At 46.8% G+C, this 14862-nt stretch carries 11 protein-coding genes; 2 read left to right on the top strand and 9 right to left on the bottom strand.

The window, feature by feature from the left end:
* Positions 1-597: 597 nt before the first annotated feature.
* Positions 598-1611, top strand: coding sequence for a type I glyceraldehyde-3-phosphate dehydrogenase (gap, locus tag VGN67_RS15175; protein ID WP_327487703.1), 1014 nt, complete (start codon positions 598-600; stop codon positions 1609-1611).
* A 46-nt stretch (positions 1612-1657) separates the two neighbouring features.
* On the opposite strand, the gene trmB is transcribed toward gap, so the two are convergent.
* The 7 genes from trmB to VGN67_RS15140 all read right to left on the bottom strand — a co-directional run bounded on the left by trmB (position 1658) and on the right by VGN67_RS15140 (position 11032).
* Positions 1658-2329 carry a tRNA (guanosine(46)-N7)-methyltransferase TrmB gene (trmB, locus tag VGN67_RS15170; RefSeq protein WP_327487702.1) on the bottom strand — a complete coding sequence of 224 codons (672 nt, stop codon included), beginning with the start codon at positions 2327-2329 and terminating at the stop codon, positions 1658-1660.
* Between the two features lie 2 nt (positions 2330-2331).
* The gene (locus VGN67_RS15165) at positions 2332-3633 is read right to left on the bottom strand and encodes a folylpolyglutamate synthase/dihydrofolate synthase family protein (protein ID WP_327487701.1); all 1302 of its coding nucleotides are present in this window, start codon (positions 3631-3633) and stop codon (positions 2332-2334) included.
* A gap of 9 nt (positions 3634-3642) precedes the next feature.
* Positions 3643-4566, bottom strand: a complete 924-nt coding sequence (locus tag VGN67_RS15160; RefSeq protein WP_327487700.1) for a hypothetical protein — start codon at positions 4564-4566, stop codon at positions 3643-3645.
* Between the two features lie 101 nt (positions 4567-4667).
* Positions 4668-5828, bottom strand: coding sequence for an SPOR domain-containing protein (locus VGN67_RS15155; protein WP_327487699.1), 1161 nt, complete (start codon positions 5826-5828; stop codon positions 4668-4670).
* A 28-nt stretch (positions 5829-5856) separates the two neighbouring features.
* Positions 5857-7527 (bottom strand): TonB-dependent receptor, encoded by a 1671-nt coding sequence (locus VGN67_RS15150; RefSeq protein WP_327487698.1) that lies wholly within the window; start codon positions 7525-7527, stop codon positions 5857-5859.
* A gap of 35 nt (positions 7528-7562) precedes the next feature.
* A complete protein-coding gene (locus tag VGN67_RS15145; RefSeq protein WP_327487697.1) occupies positions 7563-10580 on the bottom strand; it encodes a tetratricopeptide repeat protein in 3018 nt (1005 codons plus the stop codon).
* A gap of 197 nt (positions 10581-10777) precedes the next feature.
* On the bottom strand, positions 10778-11032 hold the full coding sequence (locus VGN67_RS15140) for a hypothetical protein (protein ID WP_327487696.1): 255 nt from the start codon (positions 11030-11032) through the stop codon (positions 10778-10780).
* Between the two features lie 109 nt (positions 11033-11141).
* Between VGN67_RS15140 and VGN67_RS15135 the strand changes: the two genes are divergently transcribed.
* Positions 11142-12116: a tetratricopeptide repeat protein gene (locus tag VGN67_RS15135; RefSeq protein WP_327487695.1), complete on the top strand. Its 975-nt coding sequence runs from the start codon at positions 11142-11144 to the stop codon at positions 12114-12116.
* Here the strand turns inward: VGN67_RS15135 and menD are convergent, their stop codons facing one another.
* A complete protein-coding gene (gene menD / locus VGN67_RS15130) occupies positions 12117-13838 on the bottom strand; it encodes a 2-succinyl-5-enolpyruvyl-6-hydroxy-3-cyclohexene-1-carboxylic-acid synthase (RefSeq protein WP_327487694.1) in 1722 nt (573 codons plus the stop codon).
* 90 nt (positions 13839-13928) lie between these two features.
* Complete coding sequence (locus VGN67_RS15125; RefSeq protein WP_207509980.1) at positions 13929-14792, bottom strand: sigma-70 family RNA polymerase sigma factor; 864 nt, start codon at positions 14790-14792, stop codon at positions 13929-13931.
* Positions 14793-14862 lie beyond the last annotated feature (70 nt).

Genomic DNA, 14862 nt, shown 5'->3' with positions numbered 1-14862 from the left:
ATGTACTTATAAAAGATGAATTAGTTATGTCTTTTGACGTCGTTGATTAAATTACTTTATCCTGCCTAGTTGTTGAGCAGGTCAAGGTCGGTCACAAGGCAAGGTTGCCTGGATTATATTGAAACGGTAACCTTTTTCTGGCACCTACCCTACTTCATATAAAAGTACTCCTATTTGTGGTAATTGAAAAATTAGTGCCACCTCTTCTTTTTACGTTAGGTAAGGATTGAGATCCTTTGGATGTTTTATTAAAAGGTACGGTAAGTGAGATGTAGAAGTATGTTTTAGAACTAACACGGCATCGCTCCGTTATATAAAATTCCATTTACCAGTATACACTTTACCTGGGCTAAATGGATAGAATCACACTTAAAATAGAAAACTATTTACTATTTTAAGTAGTATAAAAAACCCAAAAAGCTACTTAGATTAGTAAATATAATACTAAATACGTTAGTTTGGTTTGTAGTATAATGCTAATTTTACTAACAAATAGTGGTCTGTTTACTGTATAGTATTTATTTATGGATGTCATCACTTCCTTTGTAGCAACCTTTTTGCTATTATTGCCCTGTAAAACAAAATCATTACGTAATCATGACAAAAGTTAAAGTCGCTATTAACGGTTTTGGACGAATCGGTCGTCTTGTATACCGTCAAATTTATGACATGGAAGGAATTGATATAGTAGCTATCAATGACCTTACAAGTCCCTCAGTTTTAGCACATTTGTTAAAATACGATACTGCTCAGGGTAGATTTAATGCCGAAGTTACAGCCTCTGAGAATTCAATCAGTGTAAATGGCGAGTCAATAAATATCTACGCGCAAAGGGATCCGGCCCAAATCCCCTGGGGCGAACATGATGTAGATGTTGTTCTGGAATGTACCGGTTTTTTTGCCGATAAGGATAAAGCGTCTGCCCACCTGAAAGCCGGTGCGAAAAAAGTGGTCATCTCGGCTCCCGCTACCGGTGACCTTAAAACAATAGTTTTTAACGTGAACCATAATATACTGGATGGTTCAGAGACTATAATCAGCTGTGCCTCCTGTACTACCAACTGCCTTGCCCCAATGGCTCAGGTACTGGAAGAAAAATATGGTATTATCAATGGCCTGATGACTACTGTACACGCCTACACCAATGACCAGAACACCCAGGATGCTCCTCACGCTAAGGGTGACCTAAGAAGAGCGCGCGCTGCGGCCCAGAACATCGTACCAAACAGCACTGGCGCGGCCAAGGCCATTGGCCTGGTTCTGCCTGCGCTAAAAGGAAAACTTGATGGTTCGGCACAGCGGGTTCCTACCCTTACTGGTTCACTTACCGAGCTAACCTGTATTATCGGCAAGGAAGTTACAACCGATGAAATTAATGCAGCTATGAAAGCCGCTTCAAATGAAAGCTTTGGCTATACTGAAGATGAATTAGTAAGCAGCGACATCATTGGCAGTTCCTTCGGCTCTCTTTTTGATGCTACCCAAACTAAGGTTCAGAAGGTGGGAGATACTCAACTGGTAAGAACAGTTAGCTGGTATGACAATGAGATGTCTTATGTTTCTCAGTTAGTACGAACTGTGAATTATTTTGCGCAACTTATTAATAAATAAGGGATTACAGAAAAATACTTTACAATGTTAAAAAAGCAGACGCCCGTTAAGGTGTCTGCTTTTTTATAAGGGCTTTTATGTAATTGATACTAAAACCCTTTTCTACAAAAATTTTCTCATAATGAGTTGTAATTCCAAAATGATTGGAAAAATAGTCAGAATTATAGAGGTCGCTGGTATGCTCTAAGACCTGGTATTGACTTGCCTGCTGAAGGGATGACAGGCTGTACTCGTACAAAAATGGGTTGTCTGTTTTGAGATGGAAGATACCGTTATGCTTTAAATATTTGGCATAATAAGATAGGAATGCCTGATTAGTCAGCCGCTGGTTCTCCTCCCGCTGCCGCACCTTGGGATCCGGATGAACCAACCATATTTCATCCACTTCATTGGCATCAAAAAATTCATCTAAAAACCTGATTCCTGCCCGGAGAAAAGCTACGTTATTTAAGTTCTCCCGGGTCGCATCAAGGCTCCCTCTGGCAATCCGGTCTCCTTTGATATCAATACCAATGAAATTTTTTTCCGGAAACAGACGGGCCAATCCGACCGTATACTCCCCTTTTCCACAGGCTAATTCCAGTACAATCGGATTCTTATTCTTAAAATAGTCCTCATTCCATTTTCCCTTTATGGTAGTGTAATAAGGTTTACCGTTTTCAATTACGTTATCGGCCTGATTGGAATATTGGTAGTAAATAGACTTTTTTCGTGCCACTCTTACAACTGATTTATATCTGCTACCACAAAGGTACTACCTCCCACATAAATTACATCATCGGCGGATGACTCATTAAGAGCTGCCGAAAGGGCTGTATTTACGTCCTGAAAGGCTTCTCCCCTTAAACCAATAGCATTGGCCATGTAGGCTAATCGGGAGGCTTCCAGAGCCCTCAGATTAGAAGGTGCACAAAAGTAGTAGGTGGCCTCGCGGGGGAACAGGTCTAAAATTGCAGGTACATCTTTATCCGCCACAAACCCGATTACAAAACGCTTGTGGTTTACTGGCATAGTACTTAGTTGGGCCAGCGCAGTGGTTAGCCCTGCCACATTGTGGGCGGTATCACAAATTACCAGCGGAGATTCGGCCAGAACCTGCCATCTACCTCTTAATCCGGTAAGGGAAGATGTATTACCAAGGCCCTCTTTTACAGCGCCGTCTGGTAAGTTGAAGCCTTTAAGCCGCAAAATATCAATGGCGGCCAGAACGCCTATTATGTTTTTTAATTGATAACTACCCGATAGGTCCAGATCCAGATCGGGATAACGTATTGTATTTCTTGTTTTATCCCGGATTTGAACCCGCAATTTCCCATTAAGGTACTGCCACTCTGCAACTTCAAGTACTTCATCGGCGAAAGAAAGGTGGGCCTGAAGCCGGAGACAGGTATCTTCAAAAACCTGGGCTACGCTATCCTCCTGCTTTTCACTTACTACCACAGGTACTTCCGGTTTAATAATTCCGGCTTTTTCCCGGGCAATTTCCGGGAGGGTATTCCCCAGGTACTGCATGTGGTCAAAGCTAATATTGGTAATCAGGGAAAGCTCAGGAAAAATAACGTTAGTAGAATCAAGCCGACCACCCATTCCCACTTCTATCACCGCCACGTCTACCTTCATTTGGGCGAAGTATTCGAAGGCCATTGCCACTGTTACTTCGAAAAAGGAAGGCTTAACTGTTTCAATAAAGCCCTGTTGCTCTGAGACAAAGTTGACAATAAAACCTTCATCCACCGGGATTCCGTTTACCCGTATACGTTCAGTGAAAGATTTTAAATGCGGAGAGGTGTACAGGCCCGTCCGGTAGCCGGCTTTCTGAAGAACAGCGGCGAGCATGTGGGAGGTACTACCTTTTCCATTGGTACCGGCTACATGGATGGTCCGATACTGCTGTTGCGGGTTGCCCAAACGTTCGCAGAACTCGTAGGTAGTACGAAGGCCCGGCTTATAAGCTCGGGCCCCCTGGTTTTGAAATATCGGCAATCGGTTATAAAGGTACTCAATAGCTTCCTGATAGGTCATAGTACCTTTTTAATTGGACCGGATTTTAAAGGTGATTGTCCCAGTTGACTCGTCGGGTACGTTGGCCGCTTTGGCAATAAAGGTCAATGCCCGTACTGCATTTTTGTATTGGTTAACCACGGAATAGTCGGTTACGGTGGAGCTGAGGGTAATTACATTTTTTACCCGGCCATTGCTTCCTACTATAATCTTGAAGGTAATATCGCCGGTTGCATCCGATTTATCGTTTACGACGGGAGGCTTTGACCAGCCCCAACCGGCCAGGTTCAGGCCCACACCGGTACCACCACCACCGCCGCCGCCACTATAAGTCTTAGAGTACAGGCTACCATCACGGGCACCCTTATCTCCCACTCCACTGGCATCATCACCATTGTTGTTTCCACCTACGCCACTTTTGGTACCGGTAGTACCGTTGCTACCCGAGTTGCTTCCGGACGATTTTTTGAACAATGCCGTCTCATTGATTTGCTTTTGGGGTTCTGGTTTGGCCACCGGCGTGTTGGATGAGCTCGTACTTGCCGCCAACTTTTTGGTTTCGGTATGCTCAGGTTCTTCCACCGGACTTTCGGTTTTGGTGGTAATAACCTTTTCCGTCGCGCGGGTAGTAGGTTTTACGGCTTCGGTACGGGGTGCCGGCGGTGTGGGGCGCGGAGGAGTGGCCACCGATTTACGCTCGGTAGTTTCGGCCTCCCGGCGCATATTTTCGTTTACTTTTGAGGCATTCGCTTTATTAAAGGTCTGCAAATCACCACTACCAATGGCATCTGTACCGTAGTTTACTTCTACAAACAGTTCCATCGGACCCGTCTTTGGTACCGAACCATTAAGCCTGATAAAAAAGAAGGTAGTTAGAATAGCCATGGTTAGACCAAAGGACATGGCCCATGATATTGCGATTCGCTCACGATCTTCGGCAGTTTGTAAAGTCATGGTAGTAAAACAGGATTTTCGGTATAACGTAAAATTATTAGTATTTCGTGTATAAACAAAAAAAGGAGCCAAATGGCTCCTTTCAAAGGTATTTATCTATTTTAACGCCTGTTTTTATAGACCCAGACTCCTTCGCCGGCGACCTTTTCTACTTCACCCAGATTGGCATAAGCCTCCCGGGATGAATCAAATCCGATGGCAGACACTTTAATGAGGCCCCGGCCTTTTGGTTCCATTATAAAAGCAGTATTGAACCCCTCTTTTTGAAGTGCATCCAGTAAAAGACCGGCATTTTTCATACTTTCAAAGCTACCGGCAATGATGTAAAACTTTTTAACAGCGTTTTCAGCCGGGGATAAAGATATATTTGAAGGATTTTGAGTACCCAATGCTGGTATTATTACATCTGTTCCAGTGGCTACCTGACTATTCGGTTCCGCCGAAGCATAATTACCTGGAATGATGAGGCCACTAGCCTGATTAAACGGAATGATTTCGGCTGGTTCAGGTTGAATTGATACAGGTGAGTGGGTTTCTTCCACTACCATTTTTTTCACCATGGCAGTTTGGACAAACTCACTTATGCCATAGAAGGGGTTCAAGGTACTTAACATGCTGCCCTTAGTACCCGATGTAGCCCCACCGGCAAAAAATACGCTGAGGTAAAATGCCATACCGACCACTGCGGCAGCTGCGGCCCATCCGCTCCATCCCCACTTTATTTTCCGACCAGCATCTTCATCCTCGTCCTGCTCGTAGGTAGGTACCTCTTCGGCAACAACAACCGGCATTGCCGCGAATTCTTTTTTGGCTTCTTCCCTGGTAGGCTGAGCAACAGCTGACTTTAACTCAACCGCTTTAACCTGCTGTAAGCCAAACCAATCTACATTAAAGTTTTGCTGACTATCCGGCTCAAAGACCAGCTTTCCTTCTTCATTATTCCTAAAATCGCCAACTCCTGCAATGGTAGCTACTCCTGCCTCCCGCAATGACAACCGGAGAGATTCCGCATATCTTTTAACGTTGACCTGGGCTTCTTCCCGACTGATTTTCTCGTTCACACTAATGAAGTAGGTAAGCAGGCCGTCGTCCAGCTTCAGTACTTCATTAAAAGCAACACGCTTTTGCGATGGCGAAAACACACCGGAGGTGCTATTGTACTGAGCGTTAATATGATGTGTTAACAAACCACCCAAATCAGGGATGATGACACAATCCTGCTCGTAAAGTAGTTTACGGATGTACTTCTCAACTGCTACCATAGGTCGTCTAGGAATTTACCAAACGAAGTTAAAAAGAAAAAGATAATCCTCCAACAAAGTTTAATCCCTGGGTCGGGTAATATTGGTACCGCTGGTACTGCTTACCCAGTATGTTATTGATGGATACAAAAGCCGAGAAGTTCTTGGTTAACAGGTAGTCTATCTTCAAATTGAGGTCAGCAATGGTAGGCAATTTGGTGACTTCATCGGTCCGAAAATTTTTTGCTTTTATTCCACTTAATACATAAAAATCTGTAGTCAGGAATAATTTCTTACTTAGGGTAACGGCGTTAAACCAGTTTAACGTCAGGTCCGGCCGGTGCCAGGCTTCTTCCAGGCGGTCGACATTATAGTCAAAGAAGTTGGCTTTCAGTGAGGTTTTGTACAGTTCATTAAAGCTGTAGCCAGCCTGCGCCGAAATGGAAAGTACCTTGGTGCTTACTCCATCGTAGAGTACCGAAAATTTGGAGGTATCGACCAGGGAATTATTAAAAACATAGAAGTTCCGGTAGTCGGTGTAGGATACCCGGCCTTCGTAATTAAAGCCGTTGGTCTCCCCTTTTACCCCGCCGTAGATGTCCGAAGCTTTTTCGGTATTCGCCACCAGTACATTGGGACCCAGCCAAAGATTTTCTGAAAGCAGGCTACGCAGCGTGTTCCGTACAATATCTCCGTTCCAACCCGCAAAAACGTGTACACCACTAATAGGAACTACGTCCAGGTTCAGGACCGGATAGGCCCGGGTACGGTTAATATTGAGTCCATTGTCGGTTTCGTTGACCGCGTTGACACCGGCGGTAATGGAGAATTGATCTTTAACAAACTTGAAAGTTGGCTTTACCCTAAAAAGATTCCGGTTAAAGGTCTGGGCATCGACCCGCTGGGACAAGTAGGCATCCGCATCAAACAAAGCAAAAAAGGAGTCGCCAATGGGAAGCGATACCGACAGGTTACTCCCCCAGTCCAGTTCCGAAGCATTGTAACGGTCCCGCAGAGAATACATACTGGTTCTGACCGAATAGTCAACGGTGGTACTGGCGTCGGTATTCTCAAAACTCATCTGAACACCAAAGCGGTTCAGCGTTTGCCGGATGCTGTCCCGGCTGATGGTCATGAGTTCGGGTTGTGGCATAAAGCCGTAGAAATAATAATTGTCTCGGTTGTAATCTACGTTACCCTCTACTTTAAACGCGCTCCGGATGTACTTGGCCCCCAACTGGGCCATGGTGTTGGAATTGCCCGAAAGTTTGTCGTACACTGGTCCGGTTGCCGCCGACAAATGTTTGGCCTTGGCCATAAAAACCAGGTCCTGGGTGGCCCGTGAACTCACAAAGGCTTCGCCCAGAAACCTTCCGTAGTTGCCGGCTCCCAGTTTCACGTAATTGTTAAGGGGCTCGGGCTGTTCCTGACGAAGCTTTTCGTCCGATGAAGCCACTACGGTTGGTGTTAACTTGGGAATAGCAATAGTGATGCGTGGATCCAAAAACTCATAGGTAACTTTTTTATCCGTACTCTTCGGCTGAATGGGCTGTACCTTGTCAAACAGCCGGTTGGCCTGCGGAAACTCAATACTTTTTTCTTTTACAATTTCGTACGTCTGACTTTCGATTTCTCCCCGCTGCTGGGCATTGGCTTTGGTAGCCAGGAATCCGGCTAAGACCAGGAGGGACAAAGTACGGAGTGTTTTATGGGTATTCATAAAGTAGTCTTTTTCAGGGTTGGGATGAGTGATTTTTAACGACGGTTTATTTCGGCCAGTTTTTCCCGGGCCAGCGCCACCGCCTCCTGATCATCTGAGTTTTCGATGATTGAATTCAGGGTTGCTTTGGCCTGGGCTACTTCGTTCATACCCATATACACATCGGCCAACAAAATGAACGAGCGTACTCGCCAGTTGTCATACCCTTCAAATTCTTTACTTAATTCGAAAACCGAAGCCTCCGCTTCCTTGAATTTTTTGGTTCTGAATAAGATATCACTCAACCAGTACTTGGCCTCCGCACCGTACTCATCCTTACTGCTAGTCGCTACTTTCCTGAATTCTTCGGCTGCTTTCTGGTAATCTCCTTTGGCGTAAGGTACTTTACCAAAGTACAACTGGGCTTTGCCCACTCCCCCGGGTACTACATTCCCGGCGTTTACTACCTCGCGGGCGTAGTGCAGGGTTGAGTCGTAATTTTTTAAAGCATAATAGGTATCCATCAGCCCAACCCAGGCAATAGCCTGCTCTTTTTTGTTTTCTGCGTTGCGAAGTAGCACCCGGAAATTCCCGACGGCCTGGCTGTAATTACCACCGGCAATATCAAGCTCGGCCGACTTCTGGGCCGCAGTTGCCACAAAACTGGACCGGTTGTCCTGAACGACCATGCGGTAGTACTGCAAAGCTTCCTGGACATTACCGCTCTTTTCGTAGGAAGCACCTATAAAGTACTTGGCGTCGTAAATGAACTTGCTACCGGGGTAACTGTCCATAAACTCCAGCAGCGCTTTGCCTGCCGCGCTGTATTTTTCGGCATAGAACAGGTTGCGGGCATTGTCAAATTCAACTTCTTCGAGTTTGGTGTTGCCAGGATTATTTTTTCTAACCATGCTAAGTACCTGCGCAAATTCCTCCGGGCGGCCCACCGCGTTAAAGCTTTCCTGGATACCTTCCAGAGCGCTACTGGCGGAGGGAGAAGCCGGATACTCACTAAGTACCCGCCGGAAATCGTTGATCGCCTGCTCGTATACCTGTATGTTATAGTAGGCCTGTCCCCGGCGCAGGAGTGCCGCCGGAATCATATAGCTTTTGGGTTTCTCGTTAATAAGGCGGGTAAAGGAACGCACCGCCTGCTGGTAGGATTTATTCTGGAACTCGAGATCCGCCATCTGAAACAGGGCATCATCTACGTAGCGCGAACCCGGAAACTGGCTGATCAGCATCTCAAACTGGCGTCGGGCGTCCTGTTCACGATTCATATATACGTAGGAACGGCCTTTCTGAAACAGGGCATAATCCTTATCAATTCTTCCGTTGGCCGAAACCCGGTCGTAGGTACGAATGGCTTCGGTATAATTCTTGGCGGCCAGGTAGGTATCAGCCAGCCTGACGTGGGCATCCTCAATAACCGCGTTGTCTATGCCGGACGTATTGGCCACAAAATCCTTGTAGTAGCCGTTGGCCCGGCTATAATTCTTCTGGTTGTAAAAAATGTATCCCAGCGCGTACAGGCTTTTACGGCCCTGAATACCGGCCTTTGAATTTTTGGCCAACTGATTATAAATCTCAACGGCCTCGTTAAATTTCTTCTGGGCCGAAAATGACTCCGCTTTCTGGTAGGAGGCGGCAATGGCAATTTCTTCGTCCACCGGAAATTTAAGGGACTTGTTAAAATTAGCAATGGCCTGATCGTACCTTTCCAGGTTGAAGTCGGTTACCCCCTGGTTATAGGTAAGGCGCTGGTAGGTGGCGTTGATTTTGGGGTTGCGGTTTCTGAGGCCCTCAATGTAGGTAATGGCGGCGGCATTGTTACTAGCGCCCGAATAGGCCTCAGCGATCAACTGGCTCACTTCTTCCTCGTGTTTACTACCCGGAAAGCGGGTCATGTAGTCATTGAACTCCTTGATAGCCTCGTTGTTATTTCCCAACTCCAAAAGAACTTTGGCGTGATTAAAAGCGGCTTCTTCCCGCACGGTGGGGTTAAAAGTAAGCCGCGAAGCATTGTCAAAAGCAGTAAGAGCAAAGTTCGGATTGTTCAGTTTCAGGTAGCTGATACCTACCAGGTAGGAAGCATACTGGGCTACCGAATCCTTGCCGGTGGCAATTCCTTTCATGGCATCCACCGCTCCGGGAAAATTCTCCGACCGGAATAGCGAATGACCGTAGTGCAGGGCTACCGCCGGCGGCAGGGTTCCAGCCTTCATCCGCTTGTACCTATCGTAGGCAGGCACCGCAGCTTTGTAGTCACCTTTTTCGTAGTATACCTCCGCCACGTAGAGTGCTACATCATCCAGCTTATTGTTACCACGCTGCGTTTGGTTTAGTACCCTTTCTCCGTACGTAAGGAGCTGATCATACTTTTGCTGCTGGTACAGGGAAGAAACAATCCAGTTGGGTACCTCAGCTTTATAGTAAGGATGGTTTTCTACCCGCATAAAATCCTGGTAGGCCGCGTCGTAATTGTTTTTGCGGTAGTTGATAACCCCGGCGTAGAAGGAGGCGTCCCCGGCATTCTCAAAAGCAGCATCGTTTTTAACAATATTAAAAAGCGGCAATGCCTTGTCAAACTGGTTGGTTTTAAAGTAAGACATACCCAGGCGGTAGCTGGCCTCCAATCGTTTACCTGTGCTACCGGCGGTTTGGGACGCCTTTTCCAGGTAGGTTATGGCTTTCTGGTATTCACCGGCTTCGTAGTAGTAGCGACCCAGGTCACTGAATATTAGCTGGGCTTTGGGGTGCTCGGCATGATTACGCACAAACCGGTCAATCTGTACTTCGGCTTCCGGGTAGTCCAGGTACAGGCCCGTAACGGCAATGTAGTATTCGGCCGTTACGGTGTTGTAATCACTGGTACTTAGTAGCTTGTCCTGGCGGTTAAGGTATTCGTTGAACTCCTGTCGGGCCGCCGTAAAGTTTGATTTTTCAAAATACTCGAGCCCATTTCTAAAATGCGCTTCGGGGGCGGTGTACCCCAGGGTATTTTGCGCCTGACTGGTAAAAACGCCCAGACAGAAGCAAAGACCGAGCGCGTAAAAGCTACGTCTAAATAACATAGGGTTTAGTTTGGTAGAATTAATAGTAGTTAATGTCAAAAATAGGCCAACTAAGAATGGATTCAAACCCGGGGTTCCATCTGCCCCTCTTCCGTACTATCACGTAGTTAACGAAAGCTGGCCCAAAACCGTATGGGAAAAGCGCATTTTCCACCGGAAGCTTTTTTGAAAAAAACCGGTCACAGGCCCCGGTGAGGTTAAAATACAATACCGTTCCTGAGGAGACTTTCCCCAAAGTCACTATGCATGGCCGTGAACCTTTCCGAGATTTGAGCCAGGAAGGTCTCGTCCAAAATTTGATTGATTTCCTCGGGGGAACTTAGCTCCGTCTGATCGAGCTTATACGTTTGCTCGTACATGCCTCCCGCCTCAAACTTTATGATATACTTTCCGTTCCATTGATAAAGACTAATTTTGTAATGGGCATGCGGTATGTCGTGCAGATATCTCATTCCGTTTATTCGTTATAATCATTTAGGCAAAAGTAGTTAATAAGTATCGATGCAAAGAGTTCGCTTCAAGTATGCGGGGTACATCCTTATAATTTCTATAGGATTTCTAATGGGGTGTGGAAATAAAGAAGAAGCCTCCAACTTCTTCCTGAAAGGCAATGTTCAGCTGAATCAGAAAAACTACGAGTCGGCAATTCATTATTACAACGAAGCCATTGAGAAATACCCGGAGTTTTCGGATGCTTACCTGAACAAAGGGATTGCCTTGCTTCAAATAGGAAAACCAGAAGATGCCTTCAAAGTTTTGTCGGAAGCTATCAATATTGACAATGAATTTCCGGAGTTGTACCTGACCCGCGCCGAGGCTGCCCTGCAGACAGGTGAAATAGAAACTGCCGAAAATGACCTGAAGTACATAGCCAGAACCTACAAGGACTCGGCTCATTTTTACATGGTTCGGGGCAACCTGATGGTTATCCGGAAAAATCTGGCCAATGCCCTGGCGGACTTCGACCGGGCCCTGACCCTGAATCCGCTGCACGTTGAAGCCATGGTAAATCGTGGTGCCTTATTTTTTGAACAGAGAGAATACGAACAGGCCCGAGAGGATTTTGAAAAGGCTATTTCCCTCAATCCAAAACAGCAGCAGGCCCTGAATAACCTGGGCTTGCTGGCTTCAAGAAAAAAGGAATGGAAGCAGGCACTTTCCTATTTTGATAAAGCCCTGGTTCTGAATCCGGTGGACCCTTACGCCCAGAATAATAAAGCCTTTGTACTTTTACAAATAAACCAACTACCGGAAGCGGAAAAACTAATAAACCAGTCATTAGCGACCCTGCCCGAAAACGGCTACGCCTTACGCAATCTGGCTATTTTCTATACAAAATCAGAACAACCCGAAAAGGCCATCGAAAAGTACGAGGAAGCCATAGAATTGGCGCAGCCGGTAGAACTTTTGTACGGTTACGCGGGAAAAGCTTATTTTGACCAAAAGGATCTGGAAAAGGCCTGTGCTATCTGGCGCCGGGGTTCCGTGCTTAAGGACAGTGCCGCTCTGGTGTACCAGGCAAAGTACTGTCTTTAATTACCAGTTGGCCTTGATGTACTGTTTTAATCCTTTCAGAACGCTCGTATTGGTTTCGGGGTCCGTAAAAATTTCAAGGAGGGTACATTGGTCCGCCCCTACTACCTGTTGTACAGCCTGAGCTAAACTTTCCAGATCCGAAACGCTGTGGTAGTTAATGTGACTATCGGCGGCGGTACGTTCGGCCGTTTTGGTGTGCCTGGTCTCAAAGAAACGTTCCAGTTCGGGCTGCCGGGCCGGACCGTCAATCATCCGGAATATATTGCCCCCGCTATTATTGAGAAGAATTATTTTGAGGTTGGGTGGTAGCTCTTCGAGGAGCAGTCCGTTCCGATCGTAAAGAAAAGCCACATCACCCACCACCAGGTAGGTAGGTACCTGGTTAACCAGGGCCGCCCCGATGGCAGTACTTACACAACCATCGATACCGCTGGTACCCCGGTTGGCAAAGATTTCCACCGATTTATTCTCCACTCCCAGCATATTGACGTACCGTATTGGCATACTGTTGGCCACGTGCAGCTGACACCCCTCCGGAAGGGCCGCAAGTACCGTTTCTAACACCGATAGTTCGTTTAACTCCGTTTGCAAGCGAAGGTACTCCATGAGCAACCGGGTGGTTTTTCTATTCATCCACAGCCACTTCTCCGCGTAGGCATCATCCGTATCGCCATCCTGATTCTCCACAAACCGCTGGTAATCAATATCCTCAAATAATTTTGACAGGAAATATCCCGGCGAAACCGGCAGTTGGGTAGTCAGGGTCTGGAAGGTATCAATAAGATTCGGGTCTTCGCTGATGTGCCAATGCCTGAGCGGTGGGTTAGCCCGGAGAAAAAGTTTAAGGTTCTTGGAAATAAACGATTTTCCGAAGGTAATCAGCAGGTCGGGCCGGAGTTGTTCATCAGTAATCTGTCCCAAAAAAAGATCATGCTTGGTAATAAGCCAGTCCTGGCCCCGCAGGTTACTGATTACATCGCCTACTATGGGTACGTGTAATTCTTCGGCAATGTGGCTAAGTACCCGGTTCAGGTCCTCATCGGCCGGCTGCTGCCCTCCGGCAATCAGGATGCGTCCGGCTTCATCCCATTCGTCCAGCAACTCGTGCCAGGTTTCGACCGAAAGTGTTGCCAGGGGAGCCATCCGGGTTATTTTCCTGAGGTCCGGTGTGGGCCGGAACTCTTCGTTTGTGTCGGGGTAAAATGGTTCGCGTATAGGAACGTTAATATGGACCGGACCGGGCGGAGCAGCCAGTGCGGTTAGTATGGCTTCATTGACCGTCCGGTTTATGTACCACTGCGCATCCCCATGAACGTAGTCGGCCGGTAGTTCGTAGGCTTTTTTTACGTGCTTGCCGTATAACTCGTTCTGGTAAATTGTCTGCCCGTCCTGCTGGTGTATCCATTCTTTAGGTCGGTCGGCCGTAAGTACCAGCAAAGGTACCTGCTGAAAATAGGCTTCCACAACGGCCGGTGCCAGATTATACGCCGCACTACCCGAAGTACAAACCAGGGCTACCGGCGCTTTGACCTGCTGCGCTATACCCATTGCGATAAACCCTGCGGCGCGTTCGTCCATTACCACGTGGGTTTGAAAAGCAGAATGACGGGCAAAGGCCAACGTGAGGGCGGCGCTTCGTGAACCAGGGGAAATTACTACCTGTCTGATTCCCTGCGCGCTACAAAGGGCAACTACATCAATTAGAGGTTGTACTACTGCCATGACTAGGTTAACTACAAAAAAAAGCCTCTCACAAGTAGAGGCTTTTTGTAATACAATGCAATATGGGGCGGTTATTTCTTAAGTACTAAACTACCCCAGGTACGTTTTAAGTGCTTTACTGCGGGAAGCATGACGCAAACGACGGATGGCTTTTTCTTTGATTTGCCGAACGCGCTCACGGGTCAGGTTAAACTTCTCCCCGATTTCTTCCAGGGTCATGGCATGCTCACCGTTAAGTCCAAAGTACAAGGCAATCACATCAGCTTCCCGTTGGGTAAGCGTTGAGAGCGCACGCTGCACTTCTTTACGTAATGATTCGTTCACCAGTCCGGAGTCGGGCTTGTCTTCCAGGTCGTTTTCCAGAACATCCAGCAGGCTGTTCTCTTCTCCTTGTACAAAAGGAGCGTCCATAGAAACGTGACGGCCGGAGATCTTCATGGTATCTACCACTTCCGAAGAGGAAATCTCCAGTACTTCGGCCAGTTCTTCGGGCGAAGGCTCCCGCTCGAAACGCTGCTCCAGTTCAGAAAAGGTTTTTGAAATTTTATTCAGGGAACCTACCCGGTTCAGCGGCAAACGTACAATCCTGGACTGCTCGGCCAAAGCCTGCAGAATAGATTGACGAATCCACCATACGGCGTAGGAAATAAACTTAAATCCACGTGTTTCATCAAAACGTTGAGCAGCCTTAATCAAACCCAGGTTACCTTCGTTTATTAAATCACCTAACGACAGGCCCTGGTTTTGGTACTGTTTAGCAACCGAAACCACGAAACGAAGATTAGCTTTGGTTAGCCTCTCGAGCGAAAGCTGATCCCCCTCGCGAATTTTTTGAGCCAACGTCACTTCCTCATCCGGTGTCAACAAATCCACCTTACCGATCTCCTGCAAGTACTTATCGAGCGATTGGCTTTCGCGGTTGGTAATCTGCTTGCTGATCTTTAGCTGTCTCATCTAATAGTATTGTTAAATTTATAATATAACGAAATACCCCTAATATTCATTCATATTGGAAAAACAATAT

The sequence above is a fragment of the Telluribacter sp. genome (assembly GCF_035998675.1).
Lineage (GTDB): Bacteria > Bacteroidota > Bacteroidia > Cytophagales > Spirosomataceae > Telluribacter.
This window is presented reverse-complemented; position numbering and strand designations above follow the sequence as displayed.